Here is an 18,263-nt window from a genome sequence, read left to right on the forward strand (position 1 = left end):
GCAGACCATGGACAAGCTCGACGAGCTCACCGCCAAGCAGGAGATACAGGAGAACCTGCTGCGCTATGCCCGGGGGGTCGACCGGCGGGACTGGCCGCTGGTCCGGGCCTGCTACCACGACGATGCCATCGACTGGCACGGCGAGTTTCACGGCGACGCCGATGCCTTCATCGCATGGGTCTCGGAGCGCCACGCGACGGTGCCGTTCTCGATGCACTTCATGGGCAATTGCCTGATCGAGGTCGTGAGCCCGACCGTGGCCACCGCAGAGACCTATTTCGTGGCCATGAGCCGGCGCGAGCCGGCCGACGGCGCGCCCACCGATATCGAGGTGTTCGGCCGCTATGTCGACCGGTTCGAAAAACGCGATGATGGAGTCTGGCGGGTGGCCGACCGCAAGGTGGTCTACGATTCCACCCGCACGCTCGACAGCACCAATCACCTGCGCCGCATCCAGGGTGTGCTGGGACAGCGCAACTCCGAGGATGCGGTGTATCTTTCGGCAGCGCTCTGAAGCCGCGCGGGGGCCTGTCCGTCAGGCTCCCGCGTCGCTCTCCCGATCCTCGGCCCAGAGGCCCTGATCCTCGAGATACTGCACCAGCGCGTCACCGCCGCTGACGATATGCTCGACCATCTGCGCCCGCGCCGCCTCGGCGTCGCGCCCGCGGATCGCCTCGAGGATGCGCGGGTGATACTCGAGCGAGCCTTCGATCTGTCCCTCGATCTTGCCGTAGAACTGGTTGGGAAGCTGCTTGGTCATGTTGCCGAGCAGGTTGGCCAGCCGGTTCGACCGCGCCGCGAGGTTTACCGCGCGGTGAAACTGGTGCCCGAGCCGCGTGTAGGACGGCTCATCCCCGGCGGCAACGGCCCTGGAATGCGCCTCGATCAGCGCCTCGAGCTCGGAGAGCTCGTCCTCGCTGGCGCGCATCGCGGCTCGCGCGGCGAGCTCGCCTGCCAGCACACCCTGCGCCCAGAAGATGTCGAGCACGTCCTGCGGCTCGACCCCGACGACGCGGAAGCCGTGTCGTGGCACAAGCTTCACGAAGCCCTCGAGCTGCAGCATCAGCAGCCCCTCGCGCACGGGCGTGGAGCTGATGCCCATGGCCTTGGCAATCGTGTCGATGCGCAGGTAATCGTCGCGGCGGGCGCGCCCCGAGATGATCAGCTCGCGGACATAGCTGGCCACGTCCTGAGACAACTGGCTGCGGCGCCCCTGTGCGTGTGGCGGAAGCTCCATCGGCCCCTTTTCCGGAAGAGATGACGACGCACCAAGAGCTAATGCGCCGGCCCCGCCGACGCAACCTCCGAGGCGAATGGCCCGCGCACCGACCCGGTGCGCGGCGCGGTCTGTTTCACAGCGTGGTGGCGGTGCCGCCATCGACAGGCAGCACCACGCCGGTGATGTAGGAGGCGGCGTGCGAGGCGAGGAACATCGCCGTGCCGGCCATGTCGTCCGCGCCGGTCAGGCGCTTCATCGGCACCTTCTCGACCACCTTCTCCTCGCCCACCCGGTCGAGCGTGCCCTGCATCATCTTGGACGGGAACATGCCCGGTGCGATGACGTTCACGGTGATGTTGCGCCCGGCGAGCTGGTCCGCGAGGTGAATCGAGAGCTGGTGCGACGCCGCCTTCGACGAGGAATAGGCATAGGTCTCGTGCTTGGGGATGTGGAAGCCGTCGATCGAGCCGATATTGATGATCCGCGCCGGCTCGGCCTTGCTGGCTGCAGCCTCAAGCAGCGGCACCAGGTCGCGGATCAGGAAGAACAGCCCCTTCACGTTGAGGTCGAACACCTTGTCCCAGCCGCTTTCGGGATACTCGGCCAGCGGTGCCGCCCAGAGCGCGCCGGCATTGTTGATCAGCACGTCGAGCTTGTCTTCGCGCTCGCCCATTGCCTCGACCACGGCGCGGCGGCCGGCCTCGGTCGAGATGTCCGCCGCCACCGGCAGCGCGATGCAGGTGCCGAAGGCCGACAGCCGCTCGGCGGTGGCGGCGCAGGTCTCGGCCTTCCGCGAGCAGATATAGACCTTTGCCCCGGCCTTCACGAAGCCCTCGGCGATCGACTCTCCGATGCCGCGGCCACCGCCGGTGACCAGCACGGTCTTGCCGGCGAGGCCGAAATACTGCTCAAGAATACCCATTTCGTCTCTTTCCGTTCCTGACATTCGTCTTGTCGTCTCAGGCCTGCGCGGCAACCGCTTCGGCACCGTCGGGGGACTGCACCAGCACACCCTCGGCGATCAGCCGGTCGACATCGGCGCTGCCCAGCACCCGGGCCGCGATCTCGCGCGTGTGCTCTCCGATATGCGGCGCCTCGAAGTCGCGCCCCGGCCGTTCGCCCGCAAAGCGCCACGGCGCCCGCACCAGCGCCAGCCCGTTGCGTTCGGGCTCCATCATGTCGAGCCATTCGGTCTGCGGATGGCTCACAAGCTCGGCGGCGGTCAGCACCGGGGCAAAGGGCACGTCGAACTCGATCAGACGCGCCTCCCACTCGGCCCGGTCGCGGCGCTTGAACTCGGCCTCGACGATCGGGCGCAGCTCGAAATAGTTCTTCAGCCGGTCGAAATAGGTGACGAAGCGCGCATCCTCGGCCAGCTCGGGCCGCTCGATGGCGCGGGTCAGCGCCTGCCAGAACTTCTGCGACGACGACAGGTGCAGCGTGATGCCGCCGCCATCCGAGGTCTGCAGGCAGAAATTCTGCGCCTGCGGATGGCGCGACTCGCGCGTGGGCGCCTTGCCGCCGTCCTCGTACATCTGCGTCACCGCATCGATGGTGATGGTCGACATTGCCTCGAGCAGCGAGGTGCGCACATCCGCCCCCGCCCCGCCCGGCGTCAGGCCGCGCCCGACGAGCCCCGCGAGAATGCCCATCGTGGCTGTGATCGCGGTGATCAGGTCGCCGATGCAGGTGCCCGAGAGCCGCGCATCCTCGGCATCGTTCATGATCGAGTAGAACGCGCCCATGCTCTGTCCGATCGAGTCGTAGGCCGCCCGGTCGCGCCACGGCCCCCCGTCGCCGAACCCCGAAACCGACGCGTAGACGATGGCCGGGTTGATCTTCTGCACGTCCTCGATGCCGAGCCCGAGCGCCGCCATCTTGCCGGGGCGGCTGTTCTCGATCACCACGTCGAACTCGGGCAGCAGCGACTTGACCAGCGCCAGCCCGTCCGGCGACTTGAGGTTGACCGCGAGGCTCTTCTTGCCGGCGTTGTACTGCACGAAATAGGGGCTCTTGGTGTCGACGCCGCGGCGGAACGGATCGCCGCCATGCGGCGGCTCGACCTTCACCACCTCGGCCCCGAGCGAGGCGAGGATCGCCGCCGCGTAGGGCCCCGAAATATAGGCGCCGAGTTCCAGAACCCGAATTCCGGTCAAAGGTCTCGTCTTGGCCATCTGTCTCTCCGTTTCCTGTGCGGTCCGCCGGTGCGCTCGATGTCCGCGCCATCGGCGTCCGCCCTGCGCCGCGGATCCCTGTCCGGCCCGCCGCGCCATTTCAAAAAATCTACAGGCTCGCCCGGCCCGGTTCCACTTGCGCGACCGCCTCGGACGGCAGCGATTGCTCCTGTCTCTGGACCCCATCGGAAATGACTCTCGCTGGTGTGAGCCTGCCGTGAGCCCCAACACGACGCGCCTTTGAAGAGGGCGTCCGGCGTGCCGTCGCGCCGTATTGCAGAAGGCTGTGCACCGTTCAGCCCTCCCCCAGATAGCCGGCCGCGAGCCCGTCGCGGATCTGCGTCGCGTCGATCCCCCAGTCGCTGAGCGCGACCTGCGTGTCGGCCCCGGCGCGGGCGGGCGCCTGCCGCACCGTTGCCGGCGTTTGCGAGAAGCGCGGCGCCGGGCGGGGATGCTCCGCCCCGTCGAGCCACGTGAACGCCGCGCGCGCGGTGCTTTGCGGGTGGCGCGAAGCCTCCGCGAGGCTCAGCACCGGGCTCACGCAGGCATCGCTGCCGGCAAAGACCAGTTCCCACTCCGCCCGGCTGCGCTTGCGGAAGCGCGCCGCGAAGAGCGACCGCAGCTCGCCCCAGTTGGCGCGATCCTCGCGGGATGGCAGCGCCGCCGGATCGAGCCCGAGCCCGGTCACGAAGGGGATGTAGAAGCGCTGCTCGAGCGCCCCGACCGCCATCCAGCCGCCATCGCGTGTCTCGTAGGTGCAATACCACGGCGCGCCGCCATCGAGCGCATTCTGCCCCCGGCCCTCGTGGAGCCGGTCGTTCTGGAGGAAGCCACGAAACACCGTGAGCAGGCTCGACACGCCGTCGATCATCGCCGCATCGACGACCTGTCCGCCGCCCCCCGAACGCGCGTGATGCAGGGCGCAGACCGTGCCGAAGGCGAGGTAGAGCGCCCCGCCTCCGTAATCGCCCACGAGGTTGAGCGGCGGCACCGGCGCCCCGCCAGCGGGGCCGATCATCGCCAGCGCACCGGTCAGGGCGATGTAGTTGATGTCATGGCCGGCGGCCTGTGCCAGAGGCCCGTCCTGCCCCCAGCCGGTGGCGCGGCCATAGACCAGCTTGGGATTTCGGGCCAGGCAGGTGTCGGGCCCGAGGCCCAGCCGTTCCATCACGCCGGGCCGATAGCCCTCGATCAGGATGTCGGCCTGCGCCACCAGTTCAAGCAGCGTCGCTCGGCCGGCGCTGGACTTGAGGTCGATGCCAGCGGAGCGCTTGTTCCGCCCGCGCAGGTCCTGCGCATCCTCGGCACCGACGCCGCGCTCCACCGGTGTGATACGGTCGACGCGAAGCACATCCGCGCCCATGTCGCCAAGCAGCATGCCGCAGAACGGCACCGGCCCCATGCCGGCCAGTTCGAGCACCCGAACCCCTTCCAGTGGCCCCATCTTTCCTCCCTCGCGCGGCCTTTCCCGCGCTCTCGTCCTGTCCGGACTGTGCCACGGAATGGGCGCCGGCGAACCCCGGGAGGCTCTGCGCATAGGGTCTGCCTATGGCGCGCCCAGAGGGCCGATCTCTCGTAGACCGGGGCGAAATATGCTCTAGCTCCGCCTCAGGCCCCGACAGGGGAAGACCGAAACGCGACAGGAGAGACCGCCGATGAAGGTGCTTGTGCCCGTGAAGCGCGTGATCGACTACAACGTGAAGGTTCGTGTGAAAGCGGACGGAAGCGGCGTCGATCTGGCCAACGTGAAGATGTCGATGAACCCGTTCGACGAAATCGCCGTCGAAGAGGCCATCCGCCTCAAGGAAGCCGGCAAGGCCGAGGAAGTGATCGTCGTCTCGATCGGCGTCAAGCAGGCGCAGGAGACCCTGCGCACCGGTCTCGCCATGGGCGCCGACCGCGCCATCCTGGTGACCGCCGCCGATGACGTGCACGAGGATATCGAGCCGCTGGCCGTGGCCAAGCTTCTGGCCGCCATCGTCAAGGAAGAAGAGCCGGGCCTGGTGATCTGCGGCAAGCAGGCCATCGACAACGACCTCAACGCCACCGGCCAGATGCTGGCGGCGCTGACCGGCTACGCCCAGGCGACCAACGCCAACTCGCTCGAGGTCGACGGCGACGCCGCCACCGTGGCGCGCGAGGTCGACGGCGGCCTGCAGACCATCAAGGTCAAGCTGCCCGCCATCGTCACCACCGACCTGCGCCTCAACGAGCCGCGCTACGCCTCGCTGCCCAACATCATGAAGGCGAAGAAGAAGCCGCTCGACGAGAAGACCCCCGCCGATTACGGCGTCGACGTCGCGCCGCGGCTCGAGATCGTCAAGACCGCCGAGCCGGCGGAACGCGCCGCGGGCATCATGGTGGGCTCGGTCGACGAGCTGGTCGAGAACTCAAGGAAAGGTGCGATCTGATGGCTGTTCTCCTTATTGCAGAAATCATGACGGCACGCTGGCGATGGACGCACGCCAAGCCGTGCAGCCGCCGCGCCGCTGGGCGACGTGACCGTGCTGGCCGTGGGCGCCACCGCCAAGGACGCCGCCGACGAGGCCGCGACCATCGAGGGCGTGTCCAAGGTGCTGGTCGCCGAGGATGCGCTTTACGGCCACCGTCTGGCGGAGCCCACCGCGGCGCTGATCGTGTCGCTCGCCGGCGATTACAGCCACATCGTGGCCCCGGCGACCACCGATGCGAAGAACATCCTGCCCCGCGTCGCGGCGCTGCTGGACGTGATGGTGCTGACCGATGTCACCTCCGTGGTTGATGCCGACACCTTCGAGCGCCCGGTCTATGCCGGCAACGCCATGCAGACGGTAAAGTCGAAGGATGAAAAGAAGGTTATCACCTTCCGCACCTCGACCTTCGACGCCGCCGCCACCGGCGGCTCGGCCGCGGTCGAGGACATCGCCGCCGCCGAGGACCCGGCGCTGTCGGAATGGGTCGAGGACAAGGTGGCCGAGAGCGACCGCCCCGAGCTGACCTCGGCCAAGATCGTCGTCTCCGGCGGTCGCGGCGTGGGCTCGGAAGAGGATTTCGTGATCATCGAGAAGCTCGCCGACAAGCTTGGCGCCGCCGTGGGCGCCTCGCGCGCCGCGGTCGACTCGGGCTTTGCCCCGAACGACTGGCAGGTCGGCCAGACCGGCAAGGTCGTGGCCCCGGATCTCTACGTCGCCTGCGGCATCTCGGGGGCGATCCAGCACCTTGCCGGCATGAAGGACAGCAAGATCATCGTCGCGATCAACAAGGACGAAGAGGCGCCGATCTTCCAGGTCGCCGATTTCGGCCTCGTGGCGGACCTCTTCGAAGCGGTGCCGGCGCTGACCGAAAAGGTCTGAGCCCCGCGCCGGAGACAGCGAAAGGCCCGTCGGAAACGGCGGGCCTCTTTCGTTGCAGGGGCGTGGCGAAAGGCTTTGCCACGCCCTCGAGGCAGACGCGCCGGCCCCTCAGGCCCCGGCGCGCAGCCCGAGGATCAGGCCTTGTGCAGGATCACCGGCACGCTCTCCCAGGTGTCGTGAAGGTTGTCATGCGGGCGCTGTGGCGGGTTGTCCGGGTCAAGCTCGGCCCCGAGCTCATACATCGCCTTGAGCAGCCGCACCGCGGTGCCGTGGGTGCCGTGCTTGGCGTCGCCCTTGTTCATGATCCCGGTCACCAGGTTCTGGCCGATGCAGGAATGCTTGCCGATGCCGAAGGTCATGCCCCAGGCCTTCTTGCCCTTGGGCACTTCGCGATGGATGTTGAAATAGCGACCGTCCTCGCCGAAGGCTTCGACGTTGGCCACCGGAGCATGGATCGCCACCATCTCGCCCGATGCGACCTTGCGGCCGGTGCTCAATTCCACATCACGGGTCGCCTTGCGGAAGCGCGCGGGCGTTGTCTGGTGCAGGCGGAAGGCCTCGGCGATGGCCCGGTGCAACCACTCCGGATCCGTGAGATTGGGACGGTCCTCGGGGTGTTCCTTGATCCACTCGTCGATGTGCACGAAGGCATGCGGGAGCATGTGGCTGGTGGTCTTGATCGAGCCGGTGAGGAACTGCGCGCAGTGCCGCCAGACATAGGGGACGCGCTTGTCATCGTCCGGGCGCGACAGGTCTTCGGCAAGGCAGAGCGACATCAGCACGTCCCGCGGCAGGTCGGCGGCCTCGATCTCGCCCGCCTTGTGCTGCTTGGCCAGCGCGATGCGTCGGTCGAGCGAGGCCTGCATCCACTCATCGGCCAGCGCCTGCAGCGCGTCCTTGCCCTTCTGGATGATGGCACCGGGATTGGTGGCCGAGGAATAGCTCGCCGTCGTGGCGGCGCTCACCGCCAGCACCATGTCGCGGAAGCGCTCGGTGGCTTGCTTGCTGTCAACGCCGTCGACGCCGGTCACACGGGCCGAAATCCGCGTCAGCGCGGCGTGGATCAGCGGCACCACGTCGGCGCGCACCTTGCCGTCCTCGCCGCGGGTCGAGGTCATCTCGGCAATCGAGTCCTGGATCGCCGGCTCGACCAGCTGAAGCTCGTAATAGGCCACCGCCTGGCGCGACATCAGCGGCGCGAACAGGCGGGTCAGCTCGGAATGCTGCTCGCCCTCGGCCATGATCAGCGTGTCCTCGAGGAAGATGAAGCGCTCATCCGCGCCGGCCATCACGAAGTCCTGCGACTTCATGATTTCCTCGATCTCGTCGTAGGTATCGATGCGTTGAAGCTTGTTCACGAAGTCCGGCACCGCCGGATCCATCACGGGCTGCATGGGCTTTCTCCTCCTTCGGGGACGCGGCGGGCCCTGCCGGGCGGCGCGCGATCGGCTGATGATGGCGGCAGCGCGGGCCCCTCTCCCGCTCTGCGAACAGCAAAACGCTATCCCACCCCCCGTAAGCTGGAAACGGGGCCCGCCACCGCCATAGGCCGAAGCTTGGGCGGCCATCCACTTCTGCCTCCCTGTCGCCCGGGGCCGCTTGGTGTGATCATCGTGGCGACCCGTTTCAAACGCCATCGGAAGGACAAGAGATGAGCAAAGCCACCGTTTACGATGCGGTTCCCGAGTTCGGGCGCCTGCGCGACACCGTTCTCTACGACGACGTCTGGAACCAGCCCGAGCTGAACAAGCGCGACCGCAGCCTCGTGACCTGCGCGGTGCTCGCGGCGCTTGGCAAGAATGCCGAACTCGAGCATCACATGAAGCTCGCCGTCGAGAACGGCGTGGCGGTGGACGAGTTGCGCGGGCTGGTGGTGCAGGTCGCCTTCTACGCCGGCTGGCCCTGCGCCGTGAACGCGGCGAAATCCGGCATGGCGCTGTTCGAGGCAAACCCGCCAAAGGCCTGACGCCACCGCGCGCAGCCATGACTCTCCCGCAATGCCGCGTTGCAGCATCAAGGGTGGTTCGGGCGGGGTGGGTCTCCTAAATTGTGATCAAGCAACATTATGCACGATTCAGGAGACCCGAGATGGACCACTCAAAGAACGCCAAAGTCATCGCCGAAGCCCAAGCCTACCGCAGCGCCGTGATCCGCGACTTCTTCGCGAAGCTGTTCGGCGGCCAGGCACACGGTCACGCCGTCCACCACTAAGCCCGACGCCGCGGGATCCTCTCCCGCCGCAAGCCGGCACGAAATCGCCCCACAGCCTGACCGGCTGCGGGGCGTTTCTCGTTTCGGGCCTGTGTTTTCGAGCGGCGCAAACCGGGCGCGGGCGCCCGGCGCGCCGGCTCAGGCGCCGGCCAGCAGCAGCGCCGTCACCTCCGAGGCCGGGCGATCGGGCTTCATCTCCTCGACCATCGCCCAGAGCCGGTCGGCCTGGGCCTTGCCGATGAAGGCCACCGTCAGGTCGTCGAGCTTGGTCATGTGCTCTTCGGGCGTGAACGGCTTCTTGGGCGAGCCTTTCGATTGCTCCTCGAAGATGTGCTGGCTGGTGCCGTCCTTGAAATGCACCGTCACGTCGGCAACGAAATACGGGTAGCTCGCGTCGAGCTCGGGGCTGATCTCGATCTTCACCTTCTCGAGCATGTCGCGCACTTCCGAGCCTGGACCAAGATCGATCTCGCCGTCGAGGATGGCCTTGTGCGCGGTGAACCCGTTGCCCTTGCCCAGCACCGACAGCGCCATCTGCGCCGGCAGTGAATACTGCACCTCCTCGATGTTTCGAGGGGTGTAGATGTTCACGTTGCGGGTGCCGACGATGCTGTTGACCATGGTCTGCACCTTGGCATCGATGCGCTCGATCTCCCCGGCACGGTCGCGCACATGCTCCATCGCCTCGATGTAGGAGAAGGTGCAGGCGCAGCAGCAATAGGCCTTGTAGGACAGGCCCGGCATGAAGTTCGGCGTCTCTGGCAGAAAATCGGCGATGGCCTCATCGCCCACGGTCTTGTCGCAGAACATCTTGTAGAGACCGCGGTTTCCAGTGAGGAAGTTGCGCGGCCCGGTGATGCCGGCGCGGGCCAGCTCGGCGGATTCGATGCCGCTGCGCACGCAGATCCCCGCATGCACCCGCTTGATCGAGCCACCGCTCGAGGCGTATTCCGTCGGCCCCGACGCGTGGCTGAGCGCGATGGCGAGCGCATGGAAGGTCTCTTCCTCGTCGAGACCGTACATCTTGGCCGCCAGTGCCGCGATGCCGAAGCCACCCCAGATCGCGTGCGGCTGCCAGCCCTCGTTGAGCACCGCCGGCGAGCCCCATTTACCGATCCGCACATAGGTCTCGTAGCCGACCACGAGCGCGGTGATCACCGTCTTCAGATCGGCCCCCATCTCTTCGCCCATGGCGAAGGCGGCGGGCACCACGGCGCAGCCCGGATGGGCGTTGCCGAAGAAATCGTCATACTCGAAGCCGTGGCCGTAGGTTGCGTTGAGATAGGCCGCATCGACCGCTGCCGCCTTGGTCTCGCCGTCGCCGACGATGGTGGCCTTGCCGGGGCGCGGATCGCGGAACGCCCGGGCCTTTTGCGACCAGGGCAGCTGCGAGGCCCCGATCTGGATCGCGAACTGGTCGCGCGTCAGCATCTTGAGCGCCGCAAGGGTCGCGTCGTCGATATCCTCATAGCTGAAATTCACCACAAATTTCGCCACCGCCCGTTCCAGCGTCAGTGTGTCGCCGTCCATGAACCCCTCCCGTTCCTGTCTCTGTTCCGTGCGCGCACCCGCGCCTTGCTGCGTGCAGACTGGCACCGGCGGCGGCAATGTTCCATCATGTCCGGGCCGGTTTACCGGCTCTCCCGGTTTGATCCGACGGCACCCATAGGCAATGACTGGTGGCTCAGTGGGACCGGACCCGCGTCAGCCGAAGACCCCTCGCATCCCCGCATCAGGAAAGGCCGTGTCGAAGCGCGCGCAGTAGCGTGACACGATCTCGCGCAGTTCCGTCTCGCCGGTCTCGCGCATCAGCGCCACCGGCGGCCTTCCAAAGCGCAGCGCCAGCCGCGCGCCGGTGTCGATGTCCTCGGGGCTGGCCACGTCCTCGGCCAGTTCCTCGAGCACCGGCAGGAACAGGGCCGCGCGCAAACGATCCGCGATCAGCCGCGCCAGCGCCGCATCGGGGGCCTCGGGCGCCTCGTCGATCTGCCAGGCGTCCCCCGCCTCCCCCACTGCGATGAGCCCCGCCGCCGGGGCATAGCTCGGCCCCAGCGCGCCGAGATTGCGCACGGCGTTGAGATTGATCCGGGGCTTGATGATGTTCATCACCGCGAAGGGCCCGATGGCAAGGTCGAACACCTCGCGGGCCACCATGTCGATCTGCCCGGGGCTGGCCAGCCCCTCGTCGGCGATGCGCACGGCCTCGTTGGTGTAGGGGCAGAAGAACCGGTTGACCGCGAAACCGTTGGCATCGCGGCAGGTCAGCGGCGTCTTGCCCATCGCGGTGACGTAGTCCAGCGCCAGCGCGAGACTGTCCTCAGACGTCGCCGCGCCGCGTACCACCTCGACCAGCGGGTTGATGTCGGCCGGGCTGAAGAAATGCAGCCCGAGGAACCGCCCGGGCTCAGGCAGGCAGCCGGCCAGATCGCTCACCCGCAGCGCGCTGGTGTTGGTCGCGACAACCGCCTCGTCGTCGAGATGCGGCGCAAGCCGGGTCAGAAGCCCGGTCTTCACCGCGAGATCCTCGAACACCGCTTCGATCACAAGCGCCGCCCCGGCCACCGCCTCCATGCGTGTCGAGAGGCTCAGCGCCGCCCGGCTGGCCTCGGCGCTCTCTGCGCTCATCCGGCCCTTCTCGACCATGCGCGCGAAAGCCTTGCCGATCCGCGCCTCGGCGGCGGCAAGCGCCGCTTCGGTGGTGTCGATCAGGGTCACCCGACAACCGCCCGCAAGCGCGCTGATGGCGATCCCACCCCCCATCGTACCGGCCCCGATGATGGCAACGGTCCTGCTCATGGCACATCCCTCCTTGTGACAGCGACAAACGCCCCTCGGCGAGGGCCGAAGGCTCAGAGCCTTCTTAGACACCTATGCCCGACTTTAGGACATCATGAGCCCCCGCCCCTCGACCCAGACTATGGTTCAGATAGGAAAACCCGGTGCGATGCGCAAAATATCCCGTGTTCATAGGCCGGTTCTGGCATCTTGACGTCACGCCTCACACTAGGTCGTCACTTGGATCTAGGAGACAATACATGAACGGTGTTAGAGGATAGGACCCTCACCCCTCAGAGAATCCGGGAGGCCCAATGCCATCGCACAACCTCAAGCAGGGCCCGGTCACGCTCTATGCGCAACTCGCGAATATCCTGCGCGACCGCATCCATACCGGCGTCTGGCGGCAGGACGACCCGGTCCCGACGCTCGACGAGCTGACCGAGGAGTTCAGCCTCGCCCGGGTGACAGTGCGGCAAGCGATCCAGTTGCTGGTGCAGGAAGGCCTGCTGTCGAGCCATCGCGGCAAGCGCACCTACGTCACGTGGAAAGCCCCCGAGATGTCGGACCAGCCGATCTTTTCCTCGATCGGCTCGATTGACGACACGCCGGAAACCTACACCGTCGACCGGCTCGAGTATGACGAGTTCGACCAGCTGCCGCCGCGCCTGCTCGAGGAGGGGCTCGACGCGGGCCCCTATGTGCGGATCCGCAAGCGCGATCTCTACAAGGGCATCCCCTATGCCTGTTCCGAGACCTATGTCCGCCTCGCCCTCTACCGGCAGTTTCCGCCGGGCGGCGAGACCGTGTCCAAGATCACCCGGCTGGTGCGCGACGCGACGCGGCCACGGCAGATCACCGGCTCCGAGCTGATCCGTGTCTCGATGCCGACCGAGGACGAAAGCCAGCAATTGCAATGTCTACAGACCGCGCCCGTGGCACGGATCAGCCGCGTTCTGCTGGATGCCGACAAGACTGTCGCGCTGTTCGGGAACTACACCTACCGCGAGCGGGAATTCTGCCTGACGCGCGACATCACCGGGCTCTTGCGGGAATGATCGCGGCAAGGCAGGTCTTGGTAATCCTCTAGTATCGTCTCGCATCCTTCTTCGGTCAACTGTCGCCCCTCAGACCCATCCGGCGCCTATGGCAGCCCAAGTCCCGCCGACCGCGCCGCGCCATTGTGCAAGGCGATCGAAGCGCGCCAATCTGCGGCAAACCCGACACCCACGCGCCGACCCGGCGATCCCGGAGGCGCGCCCCGTCCTGCCCGACCGGAGACCCCATGACCAAAGACATCGTGATCCTGAGCGCCGCCCGCACCGCCATCGGCACCTTCGGAGGCTCGCTTTCCGGCATCGCGCCCTGCGACCTTGCCACAACCATCGCGACCGAGGCGATTGCGCGCTCCGGCCTCGAGGGTGCCGCCATCGGCCAGACCGTTATGGGCAACGTGATCCACACCGAGCCGCGCGACATGTACCTGTCGCGGGTGGCGGCCATCGGTGCGGGCGTTCCCGAGACCAGCCCGGCCCTCACGCTCAACCGGCTCTGCGGCAGCGGGCTGCAGGCGGTGGTCTCGGCCAGCGAGGCGATCATGCTCGGCCATTGCGAGGCCGCCCTCGCCGGAGGCGCCGAGAGCATGAGCCGCGCCGGCCACCTGATGTCGGCCCGGTTCGGCGCACGGATGGGCGAGGTCACCGCGACCGACATGATGATCGGCGCGCTCACCGACCCGTTCGGCAACGGCCACATGGGCATCACCGCCGAAAACGTAGCCGAGCGCGACGGCGTCTCGCGCACCGAACAGGACGCCACCGCCGCCGAGTCGCACCGCCGCGCGGCGCAGGCCCAGTGCGAAGGCCGGTTCGACGACCAGATTCTGCCGCTCGAGGTGCGCAAGGGCCGCAAGACCGAGAGCTTCGCCCGCGACGAGATGGTCCGGACCGATGCCAGCGCCGAGGATCTCGCCCGTCTCCGCCCCGCCTTCCGCAAGGACGGCTCGGTGACAGCCGGCAACGCCAGCGGCATCAACGACGGCGCCGCCGCGCTGGTGCTGTCGAGCGCCGCGCTTGCCGCGAAGAAGGGCCTCGCGCCGATGGCCCGCATCGTGGCCTCGGGGCTTGGCGGCGTGGCCCCGTCGCTCATGGGGCTCGGACCAGTCCCCGCGACCGAGCAGGCTCTTGGCCGCGCCGGCCTTTCGGTCGCAGATCTCGACGTGATCGAGAGCAACGAGGCCTTCGCGGCGCAGGCCTGCGCGGTCAGCAAGACGCTTGGTCTCGATCCCGCCAAGGTCAATCCGAACGGCGGCGCCATCGCCCTCGGCCATCCCATCGGTGCCTCCGGCGCGATCATCCTCACCAAGCTTCTCTACGAGCTTGCGCGCACCGGCGGTCGCTACGGCCTTGCCACGATGTGCATCGGCGGCGGGCAGGGGATCGCGGTGATCGTCGAGAATCTGCGGCGCTGAGCCGCCTCACCCTCGCGCATGTCGGGCCGGAGCGCCCCGGCCGCATCGCGCAGGAGCGCCGCTATGAAGAGCGCGCTGCCCGGCGCTAGAGGCACAGACCGCCGCGCACCAGAACCAGAGACAGCGCCTGCTCGGGCCGTTGCGTGCCCAGCCTGCGGCACGCGCGATCCAGCAGCAAGGAGACCTCGGACTGCGGGCGTAGAAGGCGGTCGGCGATCTGCTCGCTGTTGAGGCCCTGCCCCAGATAGCAGAGAACGTCGCGCTCGGGATCGCTCAGGCGCGACCACGGCGCGTCGAAGGCGCGGTCCTCTGCATAGACGAGTCCGGGCGAGCGCATTGCCATGGAGAGGATCGCGGAGACCGCGGAGAACGCCCGCTCCGTGCCACGGCCGAACAGCTCGGCGGGATGTGCGTCGCAGGCCAGCGCGAAGGTCTGCTCGCTCGCCTCCTCGATCCAGGTGTGGTTGAGGTAGTGCCGAAACCCGTGCTCGAGCAGCATCGCATATAGGTCACGGGCGCGAGGATCGGTCTCGGTCCGAAGCGCCGCGGCAACGTCGATCCTGGGCGCCACCCGCCCGGCAATCGCGCCCGCCTGGATGGGGTCGACCTCGTAGAGCCTGGCGTCACTGAAGGCCTCGAGAAACGAGGCATCCATGGAACTTCGGACCCAGGCAACGTGGCGGCTGTCGCGCATCACCGCACCGCAGGTCAGGGCGCGGGCGCCGATCCTGTTGGCAACCCCGGCGGCAGCATCCCAAGTCTGATCCGGCCCCTCCGCCTCGGTGAGCCGTGAGACCGTATCCATCAGCAGATCTGCGTATCGCGTCGTCATCCTCCCCTCCGCGAAAGCGCTTCGTGTCGGATATCTATGAGCCGGAATGCGCGCGCATGCCAGCCACGTCGCAGCGTCCGGTTCAGCCATTTTCGGAGTGTGATCGACGCGGGTCACCGCGCCCGGGCAGGCCCTTGGCCCACGCCGGTCCCGCCGAACCGATCTGCAACCGCGCGCATGCGGCTATGGGTCTTCTCCTGCAACTCCAGCGCCCGCCGCGCCCCAGCCCGAAAGGTGATGCGCCCTCAGCATCTCGCGCAGCAAGGCCCCCCTCCCGGCGACGCAGCGTGTCGAGAATGCGGGCGTGTTCTTCGACCGCGCGGCAGGCACCATGACGGTCGACGGAGAGCTCGCCGACGTGCCCGAGGTCGCCGGCCTTGGACGGCTGGGCGACGGCAACTGCGTCGAGATCGGCGCGCTCGGTGCCCGACCTGTGCGAGATGACGCTGGCGGCCAACGCCTGCGCCGTGCTGCCAGACCGTCCCGACCTGCACTGCCCCATCGCCCGCATCGACGAGGTCGCGACGATCCTGTGCGAGACCTCCGAGGGCCGCATCCTGTCCCGCACCGGGCTGGTCGAGGCCGGGGCCAAGCTGGCAATGATGACTCGCGGCTTGTCGCCCAAGCGCCTGACGGGCGCGCAGGTCTCTGCGCTGATCACCAAGTTCGACCTGGACTGGTAGGGCTGGCGGACGGTGCTGCGGCGCCTGCACGACCCGCGGGCCGGGCCCGGCTCGCGTCCGGGCAGGTGGGAAGCCGCAGCCGCTTCCACCCGGGCATGGCTCCAGCCAGTGCCGGTGCCGCGCAAGCGCTGTCAGGCCACCGGCGCCATCACGTCGTGCACGGCCCGCACCAGCCACGGGATATCCTTCGGCCCAAGACGCGCCACGTTGACCCGACCACCCTTCACCACGTGAATGCCGTGTTCGCGCGTCAGCGCCGCCTCCTGAGTGTCGGTCAGCGGCAGCAGCGAGAACATCCCCGACTGCCGCCCGAGATAGGCGAGCTCGTCGCAGCCGAAGCCCTCCTGCTCGGTCCGCACCAGCGCAGCACGCACCTGCGCCACGCGCGCACGCATCTGGTCCAGCTCGCGGAGCCAGAGCGCCTTCAGCTCCGGGTCCTGCAGGATCGTGCGCACCACCGATGGCCCGTGATCCGGGGCATGGGAGGCACCCGAGCGGACGATGGCCGTCACCGCCCGGTGCACCCGTGCCCGGTCGCCGCTGCGGGTCTTCACGAAGAGCGCCCCGGCGCGGTCGCGGTAGATGCCGAAGGTCTTCGACAGCGTGATGCAGAAGATGCACTCGTCGAAGCGCTCGGCGATGCGGCGGGCCATGGCGCAATCGGCCTCGAAGCCGCCGGCAAAGCCGAGATAGGCCAGATCGAGCCACGGCACGAGGCCACGCGCCTCGAGCGTGTCGAGCAGCGCCTCGACCTGTTCGGGCGTCATGTCGGCACCGGTCGGGTTGTGGCACACGCCCTGCATCAGGAAAATATCCCCGGGCCGGGCCGCCTGAAGGCCGTCGAGCATCTGCTCGAAGGTGATCTCGCGCCGGAGCGGATCGTAGTAGGGCACGTCGGCGAAGCGCGCCCCGGCGGCGCTGAGGATCGGAACGTAGTTGCCGTAGGTCGGGCGCTGCATCCAGACCGTGGGCCTGGCCGGCATCTGTGCCAGCAGATCCGCCATCACCCGCAGCGCCACCGCACCGCCTGCGGTCTGCGCCGCGACCCAGCCCTCGTCAAACCGCGGCCCCATCAGCGCGTGGCCCAGCACGGCGCAGTACTCGGCATCGCCTGTCAGCGCGAGATAGGACTTGCTGGCCTGCGTCTCGACCAGCCGCCGCTCCGCCTGCTTGACCGCCTGCATCACCGGGGTCTGGCCGGCGGCGTCCTGATAGATCCCCACCGTCAGGTTGAGCTTGTCGCTGCGCGGATCCTGCGCAAAGTACTCGGCCCCGATCATGATGGGGTCGACGGGGTAGTCCCCGACCGTCTCGAACATCTCTCACTCTCCTCCCGACGGCCCCTGCGGGCCGCCCTTTTCCCTGCCGGGGCCGCATCCCCCGCACGCAGACATCGCATTTGACAGCTGCCCTGCAAAGGCAGGTGGCCTGCCTCAGAACCGGGTGATCACCGTGGCGCCGACCGAACGGAAGCTGTCCATCGCCATCAGCGCCGCCGGCGCCTCGGCGAGGCTGATACGCTCGCCAACCAGCCGTGCCGGATCGAGCTTGCCGCTGGCGACCATGTCGAGCATCGCACCGTAGCGATGCGCCTGCATCCCGTGCGAGCCCAGCAGCTCGATCTCCTGCCCGACGATCTTGGGCATCGGCACCTGCGGCGCCGCGTGCTCTCCCAGCATCAGCCCGACCTGAACGTGCTTGCCACGCGGCCGCAAGCACAGGATCGAGTTGGTCATGGTGACCGGATGACCGAGCGCATCGAGCGAGACATGCGCGCCGCCACGGGTGATCTCGCGGATCGCGCCAGGCACGTCTGCTTCGTGCCCATCGATTGCCGCGACTGCGCCGATCTCCTTCGCCAGCGCGAGCTTCACCGGATCGAGATCGACGCCGATCACGTTGGCACCGGCGGCGGCGGCGATCATCACCGCCGAAAGGCCGACGCCGCCGCAGCCATGCACGGCGACCCACTGCCCGGCCCGCACCTTGCCCTGATCGATCACCGCCCGGAACGAGGTGGCAAAGCGGCATCCGAGGCTCGCCGCCGTGTCGAAGCCCATGCCCTCGGGCAGCGCCACGAGGTTGAGATCGGCCTGATGGATCGGAACGTATTCCGCAAACGACCCCCAATGGGTAAAGCCGGGCTGCTCCTGATGCAGGCAGACCTGCTGCTGACCGGCATGGCACTCGGAACAGCTGCCGCAGCCGCAGATGAACGGCACCGTGACCTTGTCGCCGATCTTCCAGTTGCGGACATCCTTGCCCACCGCCGCGACCTCGCCGGCCAGCTCGTGCCCTGGCACGTGCGGCAGCTCGATGTCGCTGTCATGCCCCATCCAGCCATGCCAGTCGCTGCGGCAGACGCCAGTGGCCGCGACCTTCAGGACGACGCCGTGCGCATCCGGTACGGGATCCGGCACGGTGACCAGCTTGGGCGCTTCTTGGAATGTCTCGAACAGGACGGCTTTCATGGCTGGGTCTTTCCGTTTCGGCTTTGAGCGTAGGAGATCATAACCACGGGCATGGAAATAGCTCTGCCAATCTTCTTGATATCCGGCTATTCAGAG

17 protein-coding genes and 1 pseudogene are annotated in these 18,263 nt (G+C 67.7%); 8 read left to right on the plus strand and 10 right to left on the minus strand.

What is annotated here, in order from left to right:
- Positions 1–7 precede the first annotated feature (7 nt).
- Entirely contained in the window at positions 8–514 is a 507-nt protein-coding gene (locus R2601_RS20995; protein ID WP_007802364.1) for a nuclear transport factor 2 family protein, read from the plus strand.
- Positions 515–535: 21 nt separating this feature from the next.
- On the opposite strand, the gene R2601_RS21000 is transcribed toward R2601_RS20995, so the two are convergent.
- The 4 genes from R2601_RS21000 to R2601_RS21015 all read right to left on the minus strand — a co-directional run bounded on the left by R2601_RS21000 (position 536) and on the right by R2601_RS21015 (position 4,837).
- Positions 536–1,237: a GntR family transcriptional regulator gene (locus R2601_RS21000; protein WP_040545695.1), complete on the minus strand. Its 702-nt coding sequence runs from the start codon at positions 1,235–1,237 to the stop codon at positions 536–538.
- Positions 1,238–1,352: 115 nt separating this feature from the next.
- Positions 1,353–2,141, minus strand: a complete 789-nt coding sequence (locus tag R2601_RS21005) for an SDR family oxidoreductase (protein ID WP_007802369.1) — start codon at positions 2,139–2,141, stop codon at positions 1,353–1,355.
- Positions 2,142–2,178: 37 nt separating this feature from the next.
- Entirely contained in the window at positions 2,179–3,393 is a 1,215-nt protein-coding gene (locus R2601_RS21010; RefSeq protein WP_040545696.1) for a CaiB/BaiF CoA transferase family protein, read from the minus strand.
- Between the two features lie 295 nt (positions 3,394–3,688).
- A complete protein-coding gene (locus R2601_RS21015) occupies positions 3,689–4,837 on the minus strand; it encodes a CaiB/BaiF CoA transferase family protein (RefSeq protein ID WP_040545697.1) in 1,149 nt (382 codons plus the stop codon).
- A gap of 211 nt (positions 4,838–5,048) precedes the next feature.
- On the opposite strand from R2601_RS21015, the gene R2601_RS21020 reads away from it, so the two are divergent.
- Entirely contained in the window at positions 5,049–5,804 is a 756-nt protein-coding gene (locus R2601_RS21020) for an electron transfer flavoprotein subunit beta/FixA family protein (protein ID WP_040545698.1), read from the plus strand.
- Positions 5,804–6,725, plus strand: a pseudogene (locus tag R2601_RS21025) (electron transfer flavoprotein subunit alpha/FixB family protein). Before R2601_RS21020 ends, R2601_RS21025 begins: the two are co-directional and overlap by 1 nt.
- A 134-nt stretch (positions 6,726–6,859) precedes the next feature.
- On the opposite strand, the gene R2601_RS21030 reads toward R2601_RS21025, so the two are convergent.
- Positions 6,860–8,119 carry a cytochrome P450 gene (locus tag R2601_RS21030; RefSeq protein WP_040545700.1) on the minus strand — a complete coding sequence of 420 codons (1,260 nt, stop codon included), beginning with the start codon at positions 8,117–8,119 and terminating at the stop codon, positions 6,860–6,862.
- A gap of 257 nt (positions 8,120–8,376) precedes the next feature.
- Between R2601_RS21030 and R2601_RS21035 the strand changes: the two genes are divergently transcribed.
- The gene (locus R2601_RS21035; protein WP_007802399.1) at positions 8,377–8,691 is read left to right on the plus strand and encodes a carboxymuconolactone decarboxylase family protein; all 315 of its coding nucleotides are present in this window, start codon (positions 8,377–8,379) and stop codon (positions 8,689–8,691) included.
- 122 nt (positions 8,692–8,813) lie between these two features.
- On the plus strand, positions 8,814–8,936 hold the full coding sequence (locus tag R2601_RS27605; RefSeq protein ID WP_302621479.1) for a hypothetical protein: 123 nt from the start codon (positions 8,814–8,816) through the stop codon (positions 8,934–8,936).
- 138 nt (positions 8,937–9,074) lie between these two features.
- Here R2601_RS27605 and R2601_RS21040 read toward each other — a convergent pair whose 3' ends face one another.
- Positions 9,075–10,466, minus strand: a complete 1,392-nt coding sequence (locus tag R2601_RS21040; RefSeq protein WP_040545701.1) for an MmgE/PrpD family protein — start codon at positions 10,464–10,466, stop codon at positions 9,075–9,077.
- Between the two features lie 174 nt (positions 10,467–10,640).
- Positions 10,641–11,732: a 3-hydroxyacyl-CoA dehydrogenase family protein gene (locus R2601_RS21045; RefSeq protein WP_050768476.1), complete on the minus strand. Its 1,092-nt coding sequence runs from the start codon at positions 11,730–11,732 to the stop codon at positions 10,641–10,643.
- 293 nt (positions 11,733–12,025) lie between these two features.
- Here R2601_RS21045 and R2601_RS21050 point away from each other — a divergent pair, with 293 nt between their 5' ends.
- Both R2601_RS21050 and bktB read left to right on the plus strand, forming a co-directional pair.
- On the plus strand, positions 12,026–12,769 hold the full coding sequence (locus tag R2601_RS21050; RefSeq protein WP_007802432.1) for a GntR family transcriptional regulator: 744 nt from the start codon (positions 12,026–12,028) through the stop codon (positions 12,767–12,769).
- A gap of 227 nt (positions 12,770–12,996) precedes the next feature.
- Positions 12,997–14,181 (plus strand): beta-ketothiolase BktB, encoded by a 1,185-nt coding sequence (gene bktB / locus R2601_RS21055; RefSeq protein ID WP_040545702.1) that lies wholly within the window; start codon positions 12,997–12,999, stop codon positions 14,179–14,181.
- A gap of 85 nt (positions 14,182–14,266) precedes the next feature.
- Here the strand turns inward: bktB and R2601_RS25665 are convergent, their stop codons facing one another.
- On the minus strand, positions 14,267–15,013 hold the full coding sequence (locus tag R2601_RS25665; protein WP_050768477.1) for a helix-turn-helix transcriptional regulator: 747 nt from the start codon (positions 15,011–15,013) through the stop codon (positions 14,267–14,269).
- 422 nt (positions 15,014–15,435) lie between these two features.
- Here R2601_RS25665 and R2601_RS27095 point away from each other — a divergent pair, with 422 nt between their 5' ends.
- Complete coding sequence (locus R2601_RS27095) at positions 15,436–15,696, plus strand: hypothetical protein (RefSeq protein ID WP_007802450.1); 261 nt, start codon at positions 15,436–15,438, stop codon at positions 15,694–15,696.
- Between the two features lie 131 nt (positions 15,697–15,827).
- On the opposite strand, the gene R2601_RS21070 is transcribed toward R2601_RS27095, so the two are convergent.
- Both R2601_RS21070 and R2601_RS21075 read right to left on the minus strand, forming a co-directional pair.
- Positions 15,828–17,015 (minus strand): aromatic amino acid transaminase, encoded by a 1,188-nt coding sequence (locus R2601_RS21070; RefSeq protein ID WP_007802452.1) that lies wholly within the window; start codon positions 17,013–17,015, stop codon positions 15,828–15,830.
- A 114-nt stretch (positions 17,016–17,129) separates the two neighbouring features.
- The gene (locus R2601_RS21075; protein WP_007802454.1) at positions 17,130–18,167 is read right to left on the minus strand and encodes a zinc-dependent alcohol dehydrogenase family protein; all 1,038 of its coding nucleotides are present in this window, start codon (positions 18,165–18,167) and stop codon (positions 17,130–17,132) included.
- Positions 18,168–18,263 lie beyond the last annotated feature (96 nt).

It is taken from the genome of Salipiger bermudensis HTCC2601, assembly GCF_000153725.1.
Classification (GTDB): Bacteria; Pseudomonadota; Alphaproteobacteria; order Rhodobacterales; family Rhodobacteraceae; genus Salipiger; species Salipiger bermudensis.